Annotated in this window: 17 protein-coding genes; 7 read left to right on the forward strand and 10 right to left on the reverse strand. The window is 62.9% G+C overall.

The features are described from left to right. Window positions 1-10: 10 nt before the first annotated feature. Together argB and argC are read right to left on the reverse strand one after the other, a co-directional pair. The gene (argB, locus tag M2366_RS13740) at window positions 11-790 is read right to left on the reverse strand and encodes an acetylglutamate kinase (RefSeq protein ID WP_259269975.1); all 780 of its coding nucleotides are present in this window, start codon (window positions 788-790) and stop codon (window positions 11-13) included. A 15-nt stretch (window positions 791-805) separates the two neighbouring features. After that, the gene (argC, locus tag M2366_RS13745; RefSeq protein WP_259269976.1) at window positions 806-1813 is read right to left on the reverse strand and encodes an N-acetyl-gamma-glutamyl-phosphate reductase; all 1008 of its coding nucleotides are present in this window, start codon (window positions 1811-1813) and stop codon (window positions 806-808) included. A gap of 289 nt (window positions 1814-2102) precedes the next feature. On the opposite strand from argC, the gene argE reads away from it, so the two are divergent. The 3 genes from argE (at window position 2103) to ybaK (ending at window position 7185) form a co-directional block, all read left to right on the forward strand. After that, window positions 2103-3248, forward strand: coding sequence for an acetylornithine deacetylase (gene argE / locus M2366_RS13750; protein ID WP_042044279.1), 1146 nt, complete (start codon window positions 2103-2105; stop codon window positions 3246-3248). A 338-nt stretch (window positions 3249-3586) separates the two neighbouring features. Next, window positions 3587-6220 carry a phosphoenolpyruvate carboxylase gene (gene ppc / locus M2366_RS13755; protein ID WP_042044280.1) on the forward strand — a complete coding sequence of 878 codons (2634 nt, stop codon included), beginning with the start codon at window positions 3587-3589 and terminating at the stop codon, window positions 6218-6220. Window positions 6221-6720: 500 nt separating this feature from the next. Beyond that, window positions 6721-7185 (forward strand): Cys-tRNA(Pro) deacylase, encoded by a 465-nt coding sequence (gene ybaK / locus M2366_RS13760; RefSeq protein WP_042044281.1) that lies wholly within the window; start codon window positions 6721-6723, stop codon window positions 7183-7185. 106 nt (window positions 7186-7291) lie between these two features. Here ybaK and M2366_RS13765 read toward each other — a convergent pair whose 3' ends face one another. Genes M2366_RS13765 through M2366_RS13775 form a run of 3 tightly spaced genes read right to left on the reverse strand, consistent with a single transcriptional unit; the run spans window position 7292 to window position 8959 of the window. Beyond that, window positions 7292-8041: a GNAT family N-acetyltransferase gene (locus tag M2366_RS13765; protein ID WP_042044282.1), complete on the reverse strand. Its 750-nt coding sequence runs from the start codon at window positions 8039-8041 to the stop codon at window positions 7292-7294. Continuing rightward, on the reverse strand, window positions 8031-8480 hold the full coding sequence (locus M2366_RS13770; protein ID WP_042044283.1) for a rhodanese-like domain-containing protein: 450 nt from the start codon (window positions 8478-8480) through the stop codon (window positions 8031-8033). Before M2366_RS13770 ends, M2366_RS13765 begins: the two co-directional genes overlap by 11 nt. Continuing rightward, the gene (locus M2366_RS13775) at window positions 8477-8959 is read right to left on the reverse strand and encodes an OsmC family protein (RefSeq protein ID WP_259269977.1); all 483 of its coding nucleotides are present in this window, start codon (window positions 8957-8959) and stop codon (window positions 8477-8479) included. Before M2366_RS13775 ends, M2366_RS13770 begins: the two co-directional genes overlap by 4 nt. A gap of 135 nt (window positions 8960-9094) precedes the next feature. On the opposite strand from M2366_RS13775, the gene M2366_RS13780 reads away from it, so the two are divergent. After that, complete coding sequence (locus tag M2366_RS13780) at window positions 9095-10561, forward strand: PLP-dependent aminotransferase family protein (RefSeq protein ID WP_259269978.1); 1467 nt, start codon at window positions 9095-9097, stop codon at window positions 10559-10561. Between the two features lie 69 nt (window positions 10562-10630). On the opposite strand, the gene M2366_RS13785 is transcribed toward M2366_RS13780, so the two are convergent. Beyond that, a complete protein-coding gene (locus M2366_RS13785) occupies window positions 10631-11512 on the reverse strand; it encodes a LysR family transcriptional regulator (protein WP_042044286.1) in 882 nt (293 codons plus the stop codon). Between the two features lie 125 nt (window positions 11513-11637). Between M2366_RS13785 and M2366_RS13790 the strand changes: the two genes are divergently transcribed. Beyond that, window positions 11638-12033 carry a CidA/LrgA family protein gene (locus M2366_RS13790; RefSeq protein WP_224431369.1) on the forward strand — a complete coding sequence of 132 codons (396 nt, stop codon included), beginning with the start codon at window positions 11638-11640 and terminating at the stop codon, window positions 12031-12033. Further along, window positions 12026-12715 (forward strand): LrgB family protein, encoded by a 690-nt coding sequence (locus tag M2366_RS13795; RefSeq protein WP_224431370.1) that lies wholly within the window; start codon window positions 12026-12028, stop codon window positions 12713-12715. Before M2366_RS13790 ends, M2366_RS13795 begins: the two co-directional genes overlap by 8 nt. A gap of 202 nt (window positions 12716-12917) precedes the next feature. On the opposite strand, the gene M2366_RS13800 is transcribed toward M2366_RS13795, so the two are convergent. Both M2366_RS13800 and metB read right to left on the reverse strand, forming a co-directional pair. Then, a complete protein-coding gene (locus tag M2366_RS13800; RefSeq protein ID WP_259269979.1) occupies window positions 12918-15365 on the reverse strand; it encodes a bifunctional aspartate kinase/homoserine dehydrogenase II in 2448 nt (815 codons plus the stop codon). 56 nt (window positions 15366-15421) lie between these two features. Continuing rightward, the gene (metB, locus tag M2366_RS13805) at window positions 15422-16588 is read right to left on the reverse strand and encodes a cystathionine gamma-synthase (protein WP_259269980.1); all 1167 of its coding nucleotides are present in this window, start codon (window positions 16586-16588) and stop codon (window positions 15422-15424) included. A 172-nt stretch (window positions 16589-16760) separates the two neighbouring features. On the opposite strand from metB, the gene metJ reads away from it, so the two are divergent. Next, window positions 16761-17084, forward strand: coding sequence for a met regulon transcriptional regulator MetJ (metJ, locus tag M2366_RS13810; RefSeq protein ID WP_005891844.1), 324 nt, complete (start codon window positions 16761-16763; stop codon window positions 17082-17084). A 378-nt stretch (window positions 17085-17462) separates the two neighbouring features. On the opposite strand, the gene M2366_RS13815 is transcribed toward metJ, so the two are convergent. Next, entirely contained in the window at window positions 17463-17885 is a 423-nt protein-coding gene (locus M2366_RS13815; RefSeq protein ID WP_042044421.1) for a DUF417 family protein, read from the reverse strand. 29 nt (window positions 17886-17914) lie between these two features. After that, a complete protein-coding gene (locus tag M2366_RS13820) occupies window positions 17915-18454 on the reverse strand; it encodes a carboxymuconolactone decarboxylase family protein (protein WP_259237282.1) in 540 nt (179 codons plus the stop codon). Window positions 18455-18507 lie beyond the last annotated feature (53 nt).

Below are 18507 nucleotides of genomic sequence, written 5' to 3' on the forward strand. Positions count from 1 at the left end.
TTTGTCGCGCTTAGAGGGTAACCTGGGTGCCGATGGCGGCGCCGCCGAGCAGCTTGAGCAGCTGATCCGGGTAGCGCCAGCTGGCGACGCAGACCGGCTGGCCCAGGGTCTCGGCGGCGTGCAACGCGGCCTTCACCTTGACGGCCATGCCATCGGTGATGACACCCTTCTCCATCAGATCCTGAGCGGTGGCCTTGTCCAGCTGGGGAACCAGCTTGCCCTTGCCATCCAGGATGCCGCTCACGTCCGACAGCATCACCAGATCCGCGCCGAGCGCCTCGGCAATGGCGGTGGCCGCCTGGTCTGCATTGACGTTCATCAGCTGACCCTCGCTGGTGATGCCGATGGAGCTGATGACCGGCAGGAACTGCTGGGAGAGGATCCCTTGCACCAGGGCCGGGTTGCCCGGTGAGCAGTCGCCGACCGCGCCGAGATCCGGGTCCAGCTGCACCACCTGGCACAGACCGCCATCGGCCAGACACAGACCCACAGCCGGGATGCCACAGGCGATGGCCTTGGCCATCATCTGCTTGTTGGCGGTACCGGCCAGGGCGCCTGCGATAAAGGGGATCTGGTCAAAGGGGGTCACCCGCAGGCCGTTCTTCTTGCTGGAGGTGAGTCCCAGCCCTTTGAGCAGGTCATCGACCAGGCAGCCACCGCCGTGCACCAGCACCAGCGGCCTGTGCTGCTCATCCAGGAAGCTCTTCAGGGTCGCGAACAGGGCGGTCAGGGCCTCATCATTCTCGATCAGCGCCCCACCCAATTTGATGACTAATGTCGGTTTGTCCATCTTCTCGATCCTTCCTTAAATCAGGCCGGTGGCCGGTTTAAAACCAAATTTGATGTTCACGCACTGGATGGCCTGGGAGGCCGCGCCCTTGAGCAGGTTGTCGATGGCGGACACCACCACCAGCATGTTGCCCTGCTGCTGCCAGGCCAGATCGCAATAAGGGGTGCTCGCCACGCCACGGATGGAAGGCATCTGGCCGGTGAGACGCACCAGCGGCTTGCCTTCGTAGGCGGCGAGGTAGGCTCTGTCCACCTGCTCCGGGGTCACCCCTTCGGCCAGTTGCACATAGATGGTGGCCAGGATGCCGCGCACATAGTTGCCAAGGTGGGGCTGGAACAGCACGCCCTTGCCGAGGTGATGGCTGATCTCCGGCTGATGCCTGTGGCTGAAGGTGCCATAAGGGCTCAGGCTCACTTCGCAGAAGCTGGTGTTGACCGATGCCTTGCGGCCCGCGCCGGAGACACCGGACACCGCATTGATGATGGGTTGCCAATCCGCCTTGATGAGGCCCGCCTGCTGCAATGGCTTGAGGGCACAGAGGGAGGCGGTCGGGTAGCAACCGGGTACGGCAATGAGCTGGGCGGCGGCGATGGCGTCGCTGTTCCACTCGGCCAGACCGTAGGCCGCCTGAGCGAGCCACTGTTCATTGGCGTGGGTGAAGCCGTAGTAATCCTGATAGAACTGCTGATCCCGCACCCGGAAGGCGCCGGAGAGATCGAATACCGGCAGCCCCTTGGCCAGGAACTTGGGCGCCAATTCGGCACTCACCTCGTGGGCGGTGGCCAGCAGCACCAGATCGGCCTGGGTCAGGATCCGGGTCATGCCATCCTCATCCAGGGGCAGCAGCGGCTGATCCAGCTCGCCGACCCACTGGGGATGAAGAGAGGAGAAACGCTTGTGGGCATCCTGGCTGCCGGCGGAGACATAGAGGCCGAACAGCTTGAGGTCAGGGTGGTTCTGCACCAGGGCGGCCAGCTCTGCTCCCGCGTAGCCACTGGCACCGACGATAACGGTGTTAAGCATTGATCAATTCCAAAATATGAGGTCTGGGTTCACAGCATGATGCTGCATAAGGATTAAGAGGCCGTGAATCGCCTCTCCATTCTTGCGTAGCAAGGGTGCAACGAGCGGGTCAGCTCATGCGGAGGCAATTCAGGCGGGGTTGCGTCGTCGGTGATAGATCAGGTGACAGAACATTGACTTTCCCTTACAACTAGAGCCTTATCGGTGAGCGCAAGAACAGAATATTCATTCACTCAGTTTGCATTTGTATTTTCTAACAGAAACCTTCCGAGGGTGCAAGGAGGAGCTAGTGGCCAATCAGGATTTTTTTTCACTTTATAAGAATATTATTGCAATACCCTCTATCAGCAGCACGGATCCCAAGTGGGATCAGAGCAACGAAGGAGTGATCCGGTTGCTGGCCGACTGGTTCGGCCAACTCGGGTTTCGCTGTGAGGTGACGCCACTGGCGGAGCTGCCCGGCAAGTTCAATCTGGTCGCCACCTATGGTCAGGGAGAAGGCGGTCTGCTGCTGGCAGGCCATACCGATACGGTGCCGTTTGACCAGGGTGCTTGGCGCAAGGATCCCTTCAAGGTGACCGAAGAGGGCAATCGCCTCTATGGTCTGGGCACCATCGACATGAAGGGCTTCTTCGCCTTTATCGTCGAGGCGCTCAAGGAGATCGATCTCAAGACCCTCAACAAGCCCCTCCGCATCCTGGCCACCGCCGACGAGGAGACCACCATGGCAGGGGCTCGCGCCATCGCTGCGGCCGCCGAGCTCAAACCCGACTATGCGGTGATAGGCGAACCCACCGGCCTGGTGCCCGTGGTCGCCCACAAGGGCCATATGTCGGAAGCCATCCGCATCACGGGCAAGAGCGGTCACAGCTCGGATCCCGCCAACGGCATCAACGCCATGGAGATCATGCATCAGGCCATGGGTCAGGTATTGGCGCTGCAACGCAGCCTCAAGGATAAGTATGCAGATCACCGCTTCAAAGTACCGCAACCTACCCTGAATCTGGGGTACATCCAGGGGGGCGATAGCCCGAATCGCATCTGCGGTTGTTGCGAGTTGCACATCGACATGCGCCCCACTCCCCAGGTCGGTCCCGACGAGCTGCTGGGCTTGCTCAAAGAGGCGCTCGCCCCCATCGAAATCCACCAGCCGGGCTGCCTGCACCTGCAACACCTGCACGAACCCATCCCTGCCTACGCCTGCGACGATGCCTCCTTGCTGGTGCGCGAAGCCGAGTTGGCGAGCGGCAAGCGCGCCGAATCGGTCAACTACTGCACCGAGGCGCCCTTCATCCAGCAGCTCGGCTGTCAGACCATAGTGATGGGCCCTGGTCACATCGCCCAGGCACACCAGCCGGACGAGTACCTGGATCTCTCCTTCGTCGAGCCCACCAAGGCGGTGCTGCAACATCTGGTCCGCCGCTTCTGCGTCTAGCCCTGACCGGCACCCATGGCAAAGTGTGCATGGCAGCCAGGCATCCTTGCTGATGCGGCTAGCGATTCATTCGCAACAGGTGCAACCGAGCGCAGGGAGGCGCAACCGGATATGTAGGAAAGTTACATGACAACGAGGGGGACGAAAGGAGTCGGCCATGCCAGGGAACTATCGAAAATACATGTTCTTAATTGGCTTGTTATTTGACCTTGCGCAGACAATCTGGGTAGATTGTCCCCCTAAGATGACGGAGCATATGTTGTAATCGCACAACAATAAGTGGGGCAGCCCCATGCCGAGGAGCGGCGGCCGGGCACCAACAAAAATAAGGATGTGGAATGAACGATACTTACGCAGCACTACGCGCCAACGTAGGCATGTTGGGCCAGTTGCTGGGCAAATCCATCAAGGACCATCAGGGCCAAGCCTTCCTCGACAAGATCGAGACCATTCGCCAACTGGCCAAGTCCTCTCGCAAGGGTAATGAAGCAGACCGTGAGCGGTTGCTCGACATCCTGCGCAATCTCTCGGACGACGAGTTGCTGCCCGTGGCACGCGCCTTCAGCCAATTCCTCAATCTGGCCAACGTGGCCGAACAGTTCCACACCATCTCCCGCCATTGCGAAGAGCATATTTGTACCCCGGATCCCCTGGAGGAGATGTTCGCCAAGCTCAAGGCGTCCAACCTCTCCCAGGAAGCCATCATCCAGGCCGTGCGCGAGCTGGATATCGACCTGGTGCTGACCGCTCACCCGACCGAGGTGACCCGTCGTACCCTGATCCACAAGCATGTGCAGCTCAACGACTGCCTGGAAGCCCTTGAGCTCTCCGATCTGTTGCCCCGCGAGCGGGACAAGATCCAGAGCCGCATCGAACAGCTGGTCAATCAGGCCTGGCACACCAACGAGATCCGGGTGCAGCGTCCGACCCCGGTCGATGAAGCCAAATGGGGCTTCGCCGTGGTGGAAAACAGCCTCTGGCCCGCCATCCCCGAATTCATGCGCAACCTGGACGAACGGCTGCAGCAGCACCTGGGGGTGCGCCTGCCCCTGGACGCCGCCCCGGTCAAGTTCACCTCCTGGATGGGGGGTGACCGTGACGGCAACCCCTTCGTCACCGCCAAGGTGACCGCCGAGGTACTGGAACTGGGCCGCTGGATGGCGGTGAGCCTGTTCTACAAAGACATCAAGGAGCTCACCTCTGAGCTCTCCATGTCTGACTGCACCCAGGCCGTGCGCGAGCGCGTGGGCGACAGCGCCGAACCCTACCGTGCCCTGATCCGTGAGCTGCGTGAGCAGTTGCGCGAGACCCAGGAGTTCCTCACCGCCAAGGTGCAGGATCAGGCGAGCGAGAGCCGGGATCTGGTCAAGACCACGGCCCAGCTGCGCGAGCCCCTGGAGCTCTGCTACCACTCCCTGCACGCCTGCGGCATGGGCAACATCGCCGACGGCATGCTGCTGGACGTGCTGCGCAAGCTGGCCTGTTTCGGCATCCATCTGGTCAAGCTCGATATCCGTCAGGATGGCGAGCGTCACGGTCAGGTCTTCTCCGAACTGACCCGTTATCTGGGCATGGGCGACTACGCCGAGTGGAGCGAGGACGACAAGCAGGCCTTCCTGCTCAATGAACTCAACTCGCGCCGCCCCCTGCTGCCCGTCGACTGGGAGCCGAGCGCAGAGACCAAGGAGACCATCGACACCTGCAAGGTGATCGCCGCCCATGATCCGGACGCCTTCGGCATCTACATCATCTCCATGGCCGGTGCCCCCTCGGACGTACTGGCGGTGCAACTCTTGCTCAAGGAAGCGGGTTGCAAGTTCCGCATGCCGGTTGCCCCCCTGTTCGAAACCCAGGAAGACCTGATGGCAGGCACCCAGGTGATGGATCGCCTGCTGTCGGTTGACTGGTATCGCGGTTACATCCAGGGTCGCCAGTACGTGATGATCGGCTACTCGGACTCTGCGAAAGATGCGGGCATGATGGCCGCCGGTTGGGCCCAGTACGCCGCCATGGAATCCCTGGTGGCCCTGGCCGAAACCAACAAGGTACGGCTCACCCTGTTCCATGGCCGTGGCGGTACCGTCGGTCGCGGTGGCGCCCCCGCCCATCAGGCTATCTTGTCTCAACCGCCAGGATCCCTGCGCGGCGGCCTGCGGGTCACCGAACAGGGCGAGATGATCCGCTTCAAGTTCGGCCTGCCGAAAGTCGCCATCAACAGCCTGAACCTCTACACCAGCGCCGTGCTGGAGGGCAACCTGCTGCCGCCGCCCAAGCCCAAAGAGAGCTGGCGCACCGTGATTGAACAGGTGGCCGAGGCCTCCTGCGAACACTACCGCAGCATAGTGCGCGGCCACCCGGACTTCGTGCCCTACTTCCGCGCCGCCACCCCCGAGATGGAGCTCGGCAAGCTGCCGCTCGGTTCCCGCCCCGCCAAGCGCAAGCCCAATGGCGGCGTCGAGAGCCTGCGCGCCATTCCCTGGATCTTCGCCTGGACCCAGAACCGCTTGATGCTGCCGGCCTGGCTCGGTGCCCATGAGGGCCTGAAGCAAGCCATCGACAGCGGTCACCAGTCCGTGCTGGAAGAGATGAGCCGTCAATGGCCCTTCTTCCGCACTCGCCTCGAGATGCTGGAGATGGTGTTCCTCAAGGCCGATACCTGGTTGGCGGAGTACTATGACACCCGTCTGGTACCCGAAAGCCTCTGGCCGCTGGGCAAGCAGCTGCGCGCCGAACTGGAAGCGGCCGCCGAACTGGTGCTGGCTCTGCGTCCCCAGGGAGACTTGCTCGACGATCAACCCTGGATCAAGGAGTCCATCAAGCTGCGCAACCCCTACACGGATCCCCTCAACGTGTTGCAAGCCGAGCTGCTCAACCGCTCGCGCAGCAACCCGGGATCCCTGCACGAGGAGATCGATCAGGCGCTGATGGTCACCATCGCCGGTATCGCCGCCGGTATGCGCAATACCGGTTGATAGACGGGGCTATCAAGCTCCCCGCAATGACAAAGGGCGCCACAGTGGCGCCCTTTTTATTTCCACGAATTGTCTCGCCTGATGCAGCCTCTCCTCTGGATGCATGTTGTCGTAGGAACATTGGTCGTTAGGCGTTGCCGTGCAATCGTAGGGTCGATTAGCCGTCAGGCGTAATCGTCCGTTCCGCGGGTTGGAATGGAATGGCACGGCGTCGCCGTGCAGGACACGAGGCCGCTGGCCTCGACTGGGTTTCGCCCGCCCTTAGAGCCGGGGCGAGTGACTTCTTGAAGGCCCAAGAAGCGCGTAGGGTGCAATAAGCGCAGCGCATTGCACCGCAAAAAAGATGAGGCTGCTGGCCTCGACAGGATTTCGCTGGCCTCGGCGAATCAGAGGGGGATCAATACCGTCCCCCTCCAGGAAACGACGAAAGCTGCGGAGCCTTGCATAGCCACTCGTCTGGGAGCAGACTGTTTGACCTTGCCAAGGCTCGAGGAAATCTGATGACCCCCGCTATCAACTTGCTGAAAAAGCTAAAGATCCCCCATAAGCTCTATCCCTACGAGTGCGAGGCCCACGACGATTTTGGCAAGCATGCCGCGACTCAACTTGGCCTGCCCGAAGCGCAAGTGTTCAAGACCCTGATCGCCCATCACGACAAGCAGGCGGTGGTGGCTATAGTGCCCTCATCGGGCCTGTGCAGCCTCAAGCAGCTCGCCAAGGCGGCGGGCCTCAAGAAGGTGGAGATGATGAAGCCTGCGGAGGCCGAGAAGCTGACCGGTTATAAGGTGGGGGGCATCAGCCCGCTGGCCCAGAAGAAGCTGTTGCCCACAGTGCTCGATGACTCCGCCCTGCAGTTTGATGAGATCCTGGTGAGCGGCGGCAAGCGCGGCCTCTCGGTCGGGGTGGCGCCCCGAGACATGCTTCGCCTTCTGAAATGGCTAGCCGCGCCCATAGGTGAACACTAAGGGACGAGCACCATGATGAGGTCGCAGAGGTGATAGCAAAGAGGCCCCGACATCCGGGGCCTCTTTGGTTTTATCGGGTGTTGCCAGCCAGGACGCCAACCGACGCTCAGGGCATTTTATCTGCCTGAGCGCGGCAGGCCGCCGTCAAGTCGGAGAGCCGCAGCCGCTGGCGCCCCTGCCCATCGAAGTTGTCATCGGCCAGCCAACCCTCGAAACTGGCCGCCAGTGCGGGCCACTCGCTGTCGATCACCGAGAACCAGGCGGTATCGCGGGAACGGCCCTTGTCGACCCTGGCCTGGCGGAAGGTGCCCTCGTAACTGAACCCGAGCCGCAGCGCCGCCTGGCGGGAGGGCAGGTTGAGCTCGTTGCACTTCCACTCGTAGCGACGATAGCCCAGGGCAAAGGCCCGCCCCATCATCAGTGCCATGGCGGCGGTCGAGAGGCGGGTGCGCTGCATGGCGGGGGAGAAGTGCAGCCAGCCCACTTCTATGCTGCCAGCGGCAGGATCGATACGCAGGTAGCTGGCGAGCCCCAGCGCCTTGCCGCTCGGCTCATCGACAATGACATAGAACTGGGGATCGACCTTGGCAGCGCACTGCTGCAACCAGGCCAGCATGGCCGACTCGTCCGCGAAGGGGCCGCTGGTGAGGTAGGTCCACATGGCCCCATCATCGGCACTGAACGCCTGCCACAGCGGGCCGCCGTGCAGCCCGGGGTCAAGGGGCTCCAACCGGCAGCCCCAGCCACTCATCAGCTGATGAGGGGGAAACTCGGCCCCCGTCCAATCCGGCACCACAGCGCCCAGGGGTTGATTGAATTCGTTAGTGATATGAGAGGTAACGTTGTTAGCAGCCACAGGCTATCCCTCCTTCTTGCAAGACACCGGCCTCGCTGCCGGTGGCGACGGCGAAACCGTCCTGACGCCACCAATGCAGGCCGCCGATCAGCTCCTTGACCTGAAAACCCAGCGCGGCCAGCTTATGGGCCCCCTGGGTCGAGCCGTTGCAGCCGATGCCATCGCAGTAGCAGACATAGACCTTGTCTCGCGCCAGCCCGGCCGTGGTGACCGGGCTCATGGTGCGATGGGGAAAAGAGACGGCCCCCGGAATATGGCCCTCGGCATAATGTTCAGGGGAGCGGGTGTCGATGACGACGATGCGCCCCTCCTCACCCGCCTCTGCGTTTAACAGATCGGCGGCGAGATCGGCCGGGTCGGTGCGAAATTTCAGCTGGGCCTCGAAGAAGGCGCTGGCCTCCTGCGGGCTGGCCACTCCCGTGCTCAATACATGACTCATACCGGCTCCTGATATAGCGCGACTTCTGTGGTGATCTCGGTTCTCACCGAGTTGGCGATAAAGCACTGCTCGTGGGCCTGATGGTGCAGCCGCTCCAGTTCGACCAGGCTCGGCTGGCGCTCACCAGCAAACAGTACCCGGGGGCGCAGGGTGACCCTGGTGATCGACTGGCGGCCCCGCTCGTCCGGCTCCATGACCCCGACCGCCTTATCGCGGTAGTCTTCCACCAGATAGCGCGCCTTGGCCGCCAGCCAGAGGAAGGTCAGCATGTGACAACTGGAGAGCGAGGCGACGAAGGCCTCCTCCGGATCGACATGCTCCGCCACCGAAAAGGGCAAGGGCACCACATGGGGGGAGGAGGAGGCGGGCACCCTGATGCCGCCGTCAAACTCCCACTCATGGGCCCGACTGTAACGCTGGTCGACGAAGGGCTCGCCAGCCCCCCGTTGCCAGCTGATGAGGGCACTGAACTCTGACATCCCGACTCCTTGTGGTGGTTACACTCCATTCTCTGACCCTCAATGTAGCGCCATAATGGCCTTGCCACGCCGACCAATTTTGCCAATATAAGCAGACCAATTTTGATGGGCTGACAGCCCTGTCCGGAGACTGCCATGACCGCCCTGCCCACCCTGTTTGCCGACCAGCAACAGAACGATCTGCCGCTGCATGAGCAGCTGGTGCGCACCCTGCGGGAAGCCATCCTGGCCGGTCACCTGCCCCAGCACAGTCGGCTGCCCGCCAGCCGCATGCTGGCGCGGGATCTCGGCATCTCCCGCAGTACGGTGGAGCTGGCCTATGGCCGACTGGAGGCCGAGGGCTATCTGGTGCGCAAGGTGGGGGCCGGCAGCTTCGTCGCCCTGGCGGCGGTGCGGCCCACTCCAAGGCCGCCCCAGTCGGCGGCCGGACTATCCCGTCGCGGTCAGGAGATGGCGGCAGGCGGTGCCTGTCACGATGCCCCCGAGGTCGGCGTCTCCTTTGCCTCCAGCCAGCCGGATCCGCGCATCTTTCCCCAGGCGCTCTGGGGCCGCTTGATGCAACAGCAGTGGCGCCAGCGCGCCAGCCAGTGGATGAACTACGGGGATCCGCAAGGCTTAGGGGAGCTGCGCGCCGCCATCAGCAGCTATCTGGTGCAGTCGCGCGGGGTGCAGTGCGAGCCGGAGCAGATCCTGATCCTCACCAGCTCCCAGCAGGGGATCTTGCTGGCAACCCAGCTGCTCATCGACGCCGGCGACACCGTCTGGGTCGAAGATCCCGGTTATCCGGGAGCCAGAACCGCACTGGAGAGCGCCGGCGCCCGCATTCACCCGGTGCCGGTGGACGAAGAGGGCCTCGACCCGGCGGGGGAACATCCGCAGCCCAGGCTCATCTACTGCACCCCGGCCCATCAGTATCCCCTCGGCGTACCCATGAGCCTGCCACGGCGGATGGCATTGCTGGCCGAGGCCGAGCGGCACGGCGCCTGGATTTTGGAAGACGATTACGATGGGGAGTATCAGTATGATCAGCGCCCGCTGCCCGCCTTGCAGGGACTCGACAGCCAGGGGCGGGTCATCTATGTGGGCACCTTCAGCAAGGTGCTGTTTGGCTCGTTGCGCCTCGCCTATCTGGTGCTGCCGCGCCCGCTGATGGAGGCCTTCAGCCGGGCCCGCGCCGCCTTCGATGGCCACAGCAACCAGTTGCAGCAGGCGGTCACCGCGGACTTTATCCGGGCCGGCCACTTCGCCACCCACCTGCGCCAGAGCCGCCTGCTCTACCAGAGTCGCCGGGATCTGCTGCTGAGCGAACTGGCCGAACACTGCCCCCAACTGACCCCTATCCACAGTGGCGCCGGCCTGCAGTGCGCCGTGCTGCTGCCCCCGGGCGGCGAGGCCCGCTGGACCCAGGCTGCCAATGCCCTGGGGCTGGGGCTGCGCCCCTTGCGTCAGTTCTATCTGGGGGAGCCCAGGCTGGAGGGCTGGCTGCTCGGCTTTGGCTGCCTCGACAATCAGACCCTGCGCCAACTCTGCCGACGACTCGGGGCCCTGATGCGCACTGCGTCATATGGATTGATGGACACAGCAGATCGGGACAAGTCCTGATGGATAGCGGCGTAGAAAGCGAAGTGGCCGAGCAAGAGAGCCTCAACCCTGCGGATCCAACACCCAGCCTTAGCCTGCCTGGAACTCACGGCAGAGCGCCAGCCAGGCTTCGGCACTGCGTGACAGATAGCGGCCCTGGGGCCAGATCACCCCGAGTTGCCAGCTCAGCTCCGGCAACAGGGGTCTGAGCAGCAGACCCTCCGGGTTCAGGCGACGGCAGACGGGCTCTGGCAGGAAGGCGACCCCCATGCCACTGCGCACCATGGCGGTGAGAAAGTCCCACTGACTGCTGCGGGCCGCCACCTGAGGGCTGAACCCTGCATCCAGACAGGCCTGCTCGATGCGATCGCTCAGGGTGAAAGCCTGGGTATAGAGCAGCAGCGGCTCGTCGCGCAGATCCGAGAAACGGACGCAGGCCCGCTCGCGCCAGCGCGGCTCGGCTGGCAGCACCACCTGGATCGGATAGCTGGCCAGTACCAGGGCGTTGAGTGCCCCCGTCTCCCGGGTCGGCAACATGGTGATGGCCAAGTCCAGCTCCCCCTCCAGCACCGCCTGTTCGATACGACGCCCGCCATATTCCACGATGGAGAGCTCTATGGCCGGGTAACGCTGGCGATAGGTACGGATCAAATCGGCATAGACATGCCCCACCATGGGGGGCATGCCCAGCGCCAGGCGCCCCCCCTTGAGACTCTGCAGATCCGCCAGTTCGGTCTCGAGCTGCTGCATCTGCGTCAATATCTCCTGGGCACGGGCGAACAGCACCTGGCCGCTGTCGGTCAGGGTGAAGCGGCGCCCCTCCCGGTTGAGCAGCGGCTGACCGAGCTCCTCTTCCAGGCTGCGGATCATCTTGCTGATGGTGGGCTGAGTGACGAACAGCTTCTCGGAGGCGCGGGTGAAGCTCTGCTCCCGCACCAGTTCGACGAAGTAACGCAAGGCACGGATATCCATGATTCCTCCTCCAGGGGCAAGGTCGTATCATGCCAATTTGGCATGAATTTTATAATTTAAATTCATTTTTTGCAGGTTTAGTCCGGCGGTAGACTGAAAGCCTTCTTACCGAATGGCCCTCTCTCATGGCTCTGCCCCTCTGGTTTATCACCCCCTTGCAGGTCGCCCTGCTGGCCGCCATCTGGTGGCTCGCCGATGCGGCAGTGCGCCTCTTTCATCTGCCTTTGCCCGCCAATCTCACCGGCATGCTGGTCCTGCTCGCCCTGATCCTGACCGGCATCGTCAAGACCCGCTGGTTTAGCGCAGGCTCGCGCTGGCTACTGGCCGAGATGCTGCTGTTCTTCGTGCCCGCCGTGGTGGCCGTGGTCAACTATCAGGATCTGCTGCTGCATCAGGGGCTGCGCATCCTGCTGGTGATAAGCCTCAGCACTGTGCTGGTGCTCGGCACCACGGCTCTGGTGGTCGACAGGGTCTACCGGCTCGAGCTCAAACTGGCTCGCAGGCAGCGCCGTCATGACTAACCAGACCCTGAGCCTGCTCTGCCTGGCCCTCACTCTGCTGTTCTATTACCTCAGCAAATGGCTCTATGGCCGCAAACGCATACTGCCGCTGATGCCCCTGCTGCTGGCCCCTGCTCTCCTGATCGCCCTGGTGCTGTCGTGCCACATCCCCTATGAGACCTATATGGCCGACAGTCACTGGCTGCTCTGGCTGCTGGGCCCGGCCACGATCGCCTTCGCCATCCCCGTGTATGAGAACAAGGCCCTGATGCGCAAACACTGGCTGTCCCTCTCCATCGGGGTTCTGGCCTCAGTGGTGATGGCGGTGGGCAGCTCAGTGCTGCTGGCTCGCTGGCTCGGGCTCTCGGATCTGCTGCAACGCAGCCTCGCCATGCGCTCCATCACCACCCCCTTCGCCGTCGAGGCGAGCAAGAGCGTAGGGGGTCAGAGCGACCTGACCGCGCTGTTCGTGGTACTGACCGGGGTGATAGGCATGGCGGTGGGGGATGGGGTGCTGCGCCGTCTCGCCATCCGCAGCAAGCTCGGCAAGGGGGCGGGTTTTGGCGCATCGGCCCACGGGGCAGGCACCGCCAAGGCCTATCAGCTGGGCAACGAGGAGGGAGTGGTGGCCAGCATGGTGATGATGATTGCGGGCATGGTCACCGTGCTGCTCGCTCCCCTGCTCGGCCAGCTGCTGTGGTGAGTCAGGCCAGCCGGTTAGCGCCATGCAAAGAGGCGCCCGAAGGCGCCTCTTTGGTGGTCAGTTGGCTGGTTGCAAGGGATCAGCTCGCCACCATCACCTTACAGGCTGACGCAGCGCTGTCGGAGATCTCACTGAGGTGTGGCTGCTGCCAGTTCACCGTTCACCGTTCACCGTTCACCGTTCACCGTTCACCGTCATAGGCTTACAGCTCGGCGCAGATCTGCCAGAGATCGTACTGGATGGCGCCGGCGGTCACTTCCCGCCCCGCCCCCGGCCCCTGAATGACCAGGGGGTTGCTGCGGTAGCTGTCGCTCTCGATGGCGAACACATTGTCGCAAGGGAGCAGATTGGCGAAGGGGTGGTGCGGCGCCAGGGCCTCCAGTCCGACGCGCGCCTTGCCGCCTCGTTCGAAACGGGCCACGAAACGCAGCACCTTGCCGACCCGATGCGCCCCCTCGAACGCCGCCTGCAGCGGGCCGTCCAGCTCGCCCAGCCTGTTCATGAACTCCTCGACCGACAGCTTGCGCAGGGCCGCTGGCACCAGATTTTCCAGCTCGATATCGGCAGAATCCAGCTCGAAGCCCGCTTCCCGCGCCAGAATGAGCAGCTTGCGACGCACATCCTGGCCGGAGAGATCCTCGCGCGGATCCGGCTCGGTCAACCCCTGCTGCCAGGCGTCGTCCACCAGCTCGGAGAAGGGACGACTGCCGTCATATTGCTGGAACAGCCAGCTCAGGGTGCCGGAGAAGATGCCGGACACGCCCTGGATGCGATCCCCGCTCTGGCGCAGCATCTGGATGCTGGACTGGATGGGCAGCCCGGCACCGACGGTGGCGTTGTAGCGCCATTGCACCTGATGATCCCGACAGCTCTGCTTGATGCGCTGATAGAACTCGCTCTCGGCGGCACCGGCGAACTTGTTGGCGGCGATGATGTGGCAGCCGAGCTGGGCAAAGTCGGGATAGTAGCGACTCACCGTCTCGCTGGCGGTCAGATCCAGGGCGATCAGACTGTCGAAACTGTGCTGTTCGAGCTGATTTAGCAGCTCTGGCCAGATGAGCGGGCTGGGCTCGAAGTGTTGCTGCACCTTGACGGGATCCAGCCCCTCCTCGTCCAGCAGCCCCCCCTGGGAGTTGAACACCCCATAGAGGGTGAGCGCCACGTTCAGTTCGCGCTCGAGACGAGCCTGCTCGCGGCCATAGAGGTTAAGCCACTGGCTGCCGATGTTGCCCTTGCCAAACAGCACCAGGCCGACCCGGGTCGGGCGGCTGAACAGGGCGCTGTGCAGGGCTATCATCAGCGGCTCCAGCACCACCTGACGCAGCACGGCCACCAGGCTCAGGCCATCTTTGGCGACCTGCACGAACTCCTGGGGCTGATCCGAGAGCAGTTGATAGAAGCGATGACACTGCTCGGCGTTGTCCGTCACCCCGGCTCCCACCAGGGCGACCAGGCTGTAACCCTCTTTCTGGATAAGGCCGGTGAAGCCCCCCTGCAGCTGGAAGTCCCGCAGCAGGTCGTAGGCGCCGACCGCCACTTCCAGGGTATAGGCGAGGCGCAGCACCCGCCTGTCCGGCTGACGTTGCAGGGTCAGCGGGCTGAGACGATGACGGTCCAGATGGGCCTCTATGGTCTTGACCGCCTGCTCGAAATCACCCTGAGGCAACACCTTGAGCTCGATCAGCGCAATCTGATCCACCGAGTTGACGATGCGGGCACCGTTGCTGCGCGGCGCGCGGCGCAAGATATGGGTGCAGCCCTCGTCGGGGTTGTAGCTGCAACGCAGGGTGAGCCGCTGGCGGCTGTCCGCCACCGGTTGCAGGGTACGCGAATGCAGCACGGAGGATCCCAGGCGAGCCAGTTCGTTGGCCTCGGCCAGACTGAGCCGCTCCAGCAGGCGCGCCTCCTTGACCCGGCGCGGATCCGCGCTGTAAACCCCGGCCACGTCGCTCCAGATGGTGGTGGAGTCGCCATCGGCCAGCAGGGCCAGCAGGCTGGCACTGTAGTCGGAACCATTGCGGCCAAGCAGCAGGGAGCGCCCCTCCATGTCGGCGGCGATAAAACCTGTCACCACGATGCGACCCGCATGCTCGGCGAGCCGCGCCTTGAGCAGCTCACGGGAGAGCACCTCGTCCACCTTGACCAGGGCGCCATCCTCTGCACGCAGGAAGCTGCGGGCATCGAGCCAGATGGCGGGTTCGCCACGGCTGCTGAGCAAGGCGGCCAGGAGGCGCGCCGACCAGACTTCCCCGAAGGCGAGCAGGCCGTTGCGCTCGAAGCGATCGAACTGCCCCTCCAGGATCAGGCCCAGACTGCTGATATCGCCGTTGAGCTGAGCGGTCAGGCTCTGGTGCAAATCCCCTTCCAGCAGGCCGTCGATCAACCCTTGCTGATAGGCACGCAGGGCGTTGAGCGCCTCACCGGCCGCCTCGTCCCCCGCCTCGGCCAGCTCCACCAGCTGGATCAGCCGGTTGGTGGTCTTGCCCGCGGCCGAGACCACGATCAGTTCGCTGCCGTTGCCCTGTTGCTCGACGATGGCCGCGACCCGGCGATAACAGACGGGATCCGCCAGGCTGCTGCCACCGAACTTGTGTACTTGCCGATGCTTAACGTTGACCGTCACCTCGGCCTCCTTGACCATTTCACTCATCTTGGTGCTATCCGTTGTGGCTTGGCCACCGAGGACGGCGGCTTGACTGCTCTGACTCATTGCGCGGCCACCTGCCCGGCGACCGCCAGGGCCTGGGCCAGATCCGCGACCAGATCCTCGCCGTGTTCTATGCCGACCGAGATCCGCAGTAATTGGGGACTGATCCCCGCCGCCTGCTGCGCCTCGGCGCTCATGGCCCTGTGGGTCATGCTGGCCGGGTGGGCCACCAGGCTCTCCACCCCCCCTAAAGACTCGGCCACCGAGAAGTGGTTGAGGGCGCCGAGGAAGGCGCGCAGACCCGCCTCGTCGCAATCGAGCTCGAAGCTCAGCATGGCACCGAAGCCGGACTGCTGGCGCAGCGCTATCTCGTGGCCGGGGTGAGTCGGCAGACTGGGGTGATAAATGGTTTTCACCAGGGGCTGGGTCTGCAGGAAGGCCAGAATGCTCTGGGTATTCTCCTGATGGGTGCGCAGACGGGGCCCCAGGGTACGCAGGCCGCGCAGGGTCAAATAGGAATCGAAGGCGCCACTGGTCAGCCCCAGGCAGTTGGCCCACCACAGCAGGCTATCGGCCAGCGCCTGCTCCTTGGCGATGGCCACCCCCCCCACCACGTCCGAGTGACCATTGATGTACTTGGTGGTGGAGTGCACCACCAGATCGGCGCCGAGGGCCAGGGGCTGTTGCAGCAGCGGAGAGAGGAAGGTGTTATCGACCGCGACCAGAGCGCCCACGGCATGGGAGGCATCACAGATGGCGGCCACATCCACTACCCGCAACAGCGGGTTGGAGGGGGTCTCGACCCAGACCAGCTTGGGCCCCTCGGCCAGGGCGGCGGCCAGGGCCTGCTCATTCCCCTGATCGACGAACTTGACCCTGTAGTTGCCCTTTGCGGCCAGGAATTCAAACAGGCGCCAGGTACCGCCGTAGCAATCATGGGGGGCAATCAGCAGATCCCCCACCTGCAACAGGGCCTGGGTCACCAAATGGATGGCCCCCATGCCGGTGCCGGTCACCACGGCGCCCGCTCCCCCTTCCAGGGCCGCCAGCGCGTCCGCCAGATTGCCACGGGTCGGGTTGCCGGAGCGGGCATAATCGTATTGACGGGGCACGCCGAAGTCGGCAAAGGTGTAGTTGCTGGAGAGATAGATGGGCGGCACTACGGCACCATGCTGAGTATCTGTCTCTATGCCGGTGCGTACCGTCAGGGTTGCCTTATGGGTCATCTCTCTCTCCTCATCCTTGTGCGAGTCCATCCTCGCCATTGCACAAGACATTACGCCACCCCAATAAAGCCGTCAACACTTCTAGACGTCTAAATGGCTTTGCTGTTGGATTGCCATTGATTTCCTTAAGGGTTAAAATCCGCGCTCAAGGCCAAATGAGAACAGGTGAATCATGGGTACAGAGTGGAACGGCGACTACGTCAGCCCTTATGCGGAACACGGTAAGAAGAGTGAACAGGTCAAGAAGATTACCGTCTCGATCCCGCTCAAGGTGTTGAAAGTGTTGACCGATGAGCGCACCCGTCGCCAGGTGAACAACCTGCGCCATGCGACAAACAGCGAACTGCTCTGCGAGGCCTTTCTCCATGCGTTCACCGGCCAGCCACTGCCCGGCGACGACGATTTGCGCAAGGATCACCCGGACAGCGTTCCGGCTGAAGCCCGAGCCATCATGGAAGCGCTCGGCAAAGAGATTGAAGATTACGACGCCGAGTGAGTTTTCACTCAATGGCTCAACAAAAACGCGGCTCTCAGGCCGCGTTTTTGTTGTCTGAATATCGAAGCCCGCGGCTCTCCGTCATGGCAGCGCTCGGCAAAGAGATTGAAGATTACGACGCCGAGTGAGTTTCCACTCAACGGCTCACGAAAACGCGGCTCTCAGGCCGCGTTTTTGTTGTCTGGATATCGAAGCCCGCGGCTCTCAGTCATGGCAGCGCTCGGCAAAGAGATTGAAGATTACGACGCCGAGTGAGTTTTCACTCAACGGCTCACAAAAACGCGGCTATCAGGCCGCGTTTTTTTATTGTCAGGCGCTGGCGACAACCATAAAAAAGCGCCTCATCCTGAGGCGCAAACAGTAGGTGAAAGCTTGAAATTACAAGGCCCGGCTACGGTTGATCACGGTCAGCGAGACCCCTAGCAGCACCAGATCCTTGAGCAGGAAGAAATCGACTATCGGCATGCCATCCACCCAACGCCAGGCGCCGGGCAGGGTAAAGATAAAGCTCAACGTCATCAGGAAGATGATGCAGGCGCCCAAACCGCCGTAAACACCCGCCAGGCGATAGCGCAGGGAGAGCAGCAGGGCCAGGGCGACCACCAACTCGGCGATCCCCACCAGATTGGAGACCCCCTGCACCGACCAGATGCCATAGAGCCAGCTCATCAGTGGATGGCTCGCTACCAGCGGCCTTATCGCCTCCGCCTCGGTGGGAGTGAACTTGAATATCCCGAGCCAGACGAGGATGAGCAGCACCCCCGCCAATCCCACCAGATAACCGCTCTCTTCCCGGGTCACGGGCTTGGCCCGTGCCAACCAGCCGTCCCTCATGGCTGCACCTCAACCAGGGGGAAGTCGATCTCGGTACCCGCCACATGGTTGCTGTAGTTGGTGAAGGTGTTGAGGGCGACCTGTCCCAACACTTCGATGAGCAGTTCATCGTCCACCCCGGCGGCTCTGGCCGCGGTCAGCTGGCCGTCATCGATGACGCCCCGCTGACGAACCAGCTGGATTGCCAGCGAGATCAGCCCCTGATCCAGCGGATCCTCGGCCTTACCCAGACGGGCTTGGCGGATCTGCGCCGGGGAAAAACCGGCCTTGTTGGCGCCCAGCACATGAGCGCTCAGGCAGTATTGGCAAGCATTTTCCTGGCCGATGGCCAGTGCCAGCAGCTCCCGTTGGCGGGCACTGAGTCGCCCTTGGCCCAGGGTCTCGGCAAAGGCCAGATAGGCCTTGAACACCGTGGGGGAGTTGGCCAGGGTGGAAAACAGGTTCGGCACCATGCCGAGTTTGCCCTTGATGGCGGTGAGGGTCGTGGCGGCGGCGGGTTTGGCCTGGGCTATGGTCAGGGGATGGATACGTACCATGGACATTGTCCTCTCGTGTTAATGGATTGGCTGGTCAACGAGAGGGAGTATTT

It is taken from the genome of Aeromonas sp. BIGb0405, from assembly GCF_024807335.1.
In the GTDB taxonomy this organism is placed as follows: Bacteria; Pseudomonadota; Gammaproteobacteria; order Enterobacterales; family Aeromonadaceae; genus Aeromonas; species Aeromonas rivuli.

What these genes read in the sequence shown, in the direction of transcription:
- argB (WP_259269975.1), bottom strand. Translation starts at nt 790, where the DNA reads ATGGACAAACCGACATTAGTCATCAAATTGGGTGGGGCGCTGATCGAG.
- argC (WP_259269976.1), bottom strand. Translation starts at nt 1,813, where the DNA reads ATGCTTAACACCGTTATCGTCGGTGCCAGTGGCTACGCGGGAGCAGAG.
- ppc (WP_042044280.1), top strand. Translation starts at nt 3,587, where the DNA reads ATGAACGATACTTACGCAGCACTACGCGCCAACGTAGGCATGTTGGGC.
- ybaK (WP_042044281.1), top strand. Translation starts at nt 6,721, where the DNA reads ATGACCCCCGCTATCAACTTGCTGAAAAAGCTAAAGATCCCCCATAAG.
- M2366_RS13770 (WP_042044283.1), bottom strand. Translation starts at nt 8,480, where the DNA reads ATGAGTCATGTATTGAGCACGGGAGTGGCCAGCCCGCAGGAGGCCAGC.
- M2366_RS13775 (WP_259269977.1), bottom strand. Translation starts at nt 8,959, where the DNA reads ATGTCAGAGTTCAGTGCCCTCATCAGCTGGCAACGGGGGGCTGGCGAG.
- M2366_RS13780 (WP_259269978.1), top strand. Translation starts at nt 9,095, where the DNA reads ATGACCGCCCTGCCCACCCTGTTTGCCGACCAGCAACAGAACGATCTG.
- M2366_RS13785 (WP_042044286.1), bottom strand. Translation starts at nt 11,512, where the DNA reads ATGGATATCCGTGCCTTGCGTTACTTCGTCGAACTGGTGCGGGAGCAG.
- M2366_RS13790 (WP_224431369.1), top strand. Translation starts at nt 11,638, where the DNA reads ATGGCTCTGCCCCTCTGGTTTATCACCCCCTTGCAGGTCGCCCTGCTG.
- M2366_RS13795 (WP_224431370.1), top strand. Translation starts at nt 12,026, where the DNA reads ATGACTAACCAGACCCTGAGCCTGCTCTGCCTGGCCCTCACTCTGCTG.
- M2366_RS13800 (WP_259269979.1), bottom strand. Translation starts at nt 15,365, where the DNA reads ATGAGTGAAATGGTCAAGGAGGCCGAGGTGACGGTCAACGTTAAGCAT.
- metB (WP_259269980.1), bottom strand. Translation starts at nt 16,588, where the DNA reads ATGACCCATAAGGCAACCCTGACGGTACGCACCGGCATAGAGACAGAT.
- metJ (WP_005891844.1), top strand. Translation starts at nt 16,761, where the DNA reads ATGGGTACAGAGTGGAACGGCGACTACGTCAGCCCTTATGCGGAACAC.
- M2366_RS13820 (WP_259237282.1), bottom strand. Translation starts at nt 18,454, where the DNA reads ATGGTACGTATCCATCCCCTGACCATAGCCCAGGCCAAACCCGCCGCC.